Genomic DNA, 3,773 nt, shown 5'->3' on the forward strand with positions numbered 1-3,773 from the left:
CGCGCGTTGTCATCGCTAATCCGAATATGGCGTGGCGCCCAGGCCTCTTCGTCAATGCCGCTATGAAGCGCGGTGAAAAGAATGTTCCTGTCGCCGTCGCTGCTGACGCGGTCCAGACCATCGACGGTAAATCCGTAGTCTTCGTGAAAGTCGAAAAAGGTTTCAAAGTCCAACCCGTCAAGATAGGCAGCAGCGATGGCAGGCTTGTTGAGATCGTAGAGGGCTTGCCCGCCGGAAGCCAGTATGCCGCGAGTAATAGCTTCGTAGTCAAAGCTGAGCAGGGCAAAGGTAGTGCTGGACACGAAGACTAACTAAGGAATCAACCATGTTTGAACGAATAATTCAATCTGCCATCGTGCACCGATGGCTTGTCATGCTGGCCGTGCTTGCAATGGCCGCCATTGGTGTCTACAGCTATCAGAAGCTACCGATTGATGCTGTTCCCGACATTACCAATGTGCAGGTGCAGATCAACACCAGTGCCAGTGGCTATTCGCCACTGGAAGTTGAGCAACGCGTGACTTTCCCAATCGAGACGGTGATGGCGGGACTTCCTAATCTGGAGCAGACTCGATCGCTGTCGCGTTACGGTTTGTCTCAGGTGACTGTCATCTTCAAGGATGGCACCGATATCTACTTTGCGCGACAGCTTGTCAATCAGCGCATTCAGGAAGCGAAGGAAAATTTGCCTCAGGGTGTCGTGCCTATGATGGGGCCAATCTCTACCGGCTTGGGAGAGATCTACCTTTGGACGGTTGAGAGCGAGCCAAATGCAAAAAAGCCTGACGGTACGCCTTACACTCCAACTGATCTGCGCGAGATCCAGGATTGGATCATCAAGCCACAATTGCGCCAGGTGGAAGGCGTCACTGAGATCAATTCGATCGGTGGCTATGCCAAGGAATATCACATTACTCCTGACCCTGTGAAACTGAGTTCCTATGGTTTAACGCTCAAGGATGTTGTAGGCGCCATTGACCGCAACAACAATAACGTTGGCGCCGGCTACATTGAGCGCAAGGGGGAGCAATTCCTGATCCGTGCGCCTGGACAAGTACGCACACTGGATGATATTCGCAACACGATTCTGAACAATGTGCAAGGCGTCCCAATTCGTGTGCGCGATGTCGCAGAGGTTGCTATTGGTCGCGAGCTGCGTACCGGTGCTGCCACGGAGAATGGTCGTGAGGTTGTGCTGGGCACCGTCTTCATGCTCATCGGAGAAAACAGCCGCGTGGTCTCCCAGGCTGTCGCCAAGCGCATGGAAGCCGTGAACCGCTCCCTGCCGACAGGGGTCAAGGCCGTACCCGTTTATGACCGTACAGTGTTGGTCGACAAAGCTATCGCAACAGTTAAGAAAAACTTGCTCGAAGGCGCAATTCTGGTCATCGTGATTTTGTTTCTGTTCCTGGGCAACATGCGTGCAGCAATCATAACTGCGATGGTGATCCCGCTGGCAATGCTCTTCACCTTTACCGGGATGGTCACGTACAAAGTGAGTGCCAACCTGATGAGTCTGGGGGCGCTAGACTTCGGTATCATCATCGACGGTGCCGTTGTGATAGTCGAAAACTGCATTCGCCGCCTGTCGCATGCACAAGAGCATTTCAAGCGTGAACTCACTCTGCGTGAACGATTCCATGAAGTGTTTGCCGCAGCCAAGGAAGCTCGCCGTCCGCTTCTGTTCGGCCAGTTGATCATCATGGTTGTATACCTGCCGATCTTTGCACTTGCTGGTGTCGAAGGCAAGATGTTCCATCCGATGGCCTTTGCCGTGGTTGTCGCACTGCTGGGCGCCATGATTCTGTCCATGACCTTCATTCCGGCTGCAGTAGCACTGTTCATCGGCAAGCGCGTGGCTGAGAAGGAAAATCGCCTGATGGTGATGGCGAAGAACGGCTACGAGCCTTTGCTTGCAAAGGTCATGAACAATGCCACCACCGTGATCACCGGCTCCGTAGTATTGATCATTCTGTGCGGCTTGCTGGCGACCCGTTTGGGCAGTGAATTTGTGCCAAACCTGAATGAAGGCGATATCTCTATTCAGGCGCTGCGCATCCCAGGCACCAGTCTGAGCCAGTCACTGGAGATGCAAAAGAAGCTGGAAGCTGGCCTGAAAGCCAAATTCCCGGAAATCGATCGTGTCTTTGCACGTACCGGTACCGCAGAAATTGCATCGGACCCGATGCCACCGAATATCTCGGACGGCTATATCATGTTCAAGCCAGACTCGGAATGGCCTAAGCCGAAGAAAACCCGCGACGAATTGGTCGCCGAAATCAAGGAAGAAGCCGAGAAATACGTCGGCAATGCCTATGAGTTCTCGCAGCCTATTCAACTGCGTTTCAATGAGCTGATTTCTGGTGTGCGTAGTGACGTCGCGGTCAAAGTCTATGGCGACGATATGGATGTTCTGGCTGAGACAGGTAAGAAGATTGCGGATGTGCTGCAGCGCATACCGGGCGCCACCGAAGTAAAGGTGGAGCAAACTGGTGGATTGCCAATGCTGACCGTAAAAATCGATCGTGAGAAGACTGCGCGTTATGGCTTGAATATCGGCGATGTACAAGAAGCGTTGGCGATTGCCACCGGTGGCCGCGAGGCCGGCATCATGTTCGAAGGCGACCGCCGCTTCGATATACTGGTCCGCTTGCCGGAAACGCTGCGTAGTGACCTGGATGCCTTGCGCCGCTTGCCTATCTCGCTGCCGGCGCAAGCTGGTGCCACAACCTCGTTCATTCCGCTGAGCGAAGTGGCCTTGCTTGATTTTGCTCCAGGTCCGAACCAGATCAGCCGCGAGAACGGTAAGCGTCGCATTGTGATCAGTGCTAACGTCACCGGTCGTGATATCGGTAGTTTTGTTCCTGAGGCGGAGCAGGCAATCGCCAAGAACGTCAAGATTCCCTCCGGATATTGGACAACCTGGGGTGGCACCTTTGAGCAGCTTCAGTCCGCAACAACTCGACTGAAGATTGTCGTTCCTTTAGCTCTGTTCCTTGTGTTTACGCTGCTGTTTGTTATGTTCAACAGCGTCAAGGATGGTCTTCTGGTGTTCACGGGCATTCCGTTTGCACTGACTGGCGGTATCATCGCGCTGTCGATGCGCGGTATTCCAATGTCGATCTCTGCTGCGGTGGGCTTCATCGCGCTGTCAGGCGTGGCAGTCCTTAATGGTCTGGTAATGATCTCTTACATCCGATCCTTGCGTGAGGACGGGATGAGCTTGGACACCGCAGTTATTACTGGTGCTTTGACACGTTTGCGTCCCGTACTGATGACCGCACTGGTCGCTTCGCTTGGCTTCGTACCTATGGCGTTGGCAACCGGGACAGGTGCAGAGGTGCAGAGACCGTTGGCAACAGTAGTCATAGGCGGCATTCTGTCGTCGACAGCACTGACTTTACTGGTGCTACCTCTACTTTACTGCTTGATGCATAGAGGTGATCCGGAAGAAAAGGAAGTTGTACCTGATGACGCACAAACTGCTCAATAACTCGAAATAACTTTCTAAATGGCGGGCCGCAATTGCGACCCGCCGGGTATCGTTTCTACGGACAGCGGCTGAACGAAGGCTCGCACAGGAAACCGTGCAGCATCTGAATGCTCGATACTCCTTAAGCAAGCTAAAAATTGCGCTCAAGTAAGATCATCTTTGTTTTCAATTTTCAGTGCGGCAATTGTGGGGGAAGCTGACAAGCTGGCCTCAATTTTATGCTGAGCAAATGGATCAATTGCATCCACGTAGCGCATCGCGCTTTGCACACTTTTCCAGC

General features: G+C 53.2%; 2 protein-coding genes. Both read left to right on the forward strand.

Going from position 1 to position 3,773, the window contains the following annotated elements; genetic code table 11:
• Window positions 1-62 precede the first annotated feature (62 nt).
• Window positions 63-311 (forward strand): hypothetical protein, encoded by a 249-nt coding sequence (locus HV832_RS17625; protein WP_483400395.1) that lies wholly within the window; start codon window positions 63-65, stop codon window positions 309-311.
• Between the two features lie 14 nt (window positions 312-325).
• A complete protein-coding gene (locus HV832_RS17065) occupies window positions 326-3,493 on the forward strand; it encodes a CusA/CzcA family heavy metal efflux RND transporter (protein WP_176805253.1) in 3,168 nt (1,055 codons plus the stop codon).
• The last annotated feature ends 280 nt before the right edge of the window (window positions 3,494-3,773 follow it).

Source organism: Cognatundibacterium oligocarboniphilum, from assembly GCF_013377855.1.
GTDB classification, from domain to species: domain Bacteria; phylum Pseudomonadota; class Gammaproteobacteria; order Burkholderiales; family Burkholderiaceae_D; genus Undibacterium; species Undibacterium oligocarboniphilum.

Bases quoted from the DNA above. Each gene is read 5' to 3' on its own strand.
- HV832_RS17625 (WP_483400395.1), top strand. From the start codon at position 63: ATGAAGCGCGGTGAAAAGAATGTTCCTGTCGCCGTCGCTGCTGACGCG.
- HV832_RS17065 (WP_176805253.1), top strand. From the start codon at position 326: ATGTTTGAACGAATAATTCAATCTGCCATCGTGCACCGATGGCTTGTC.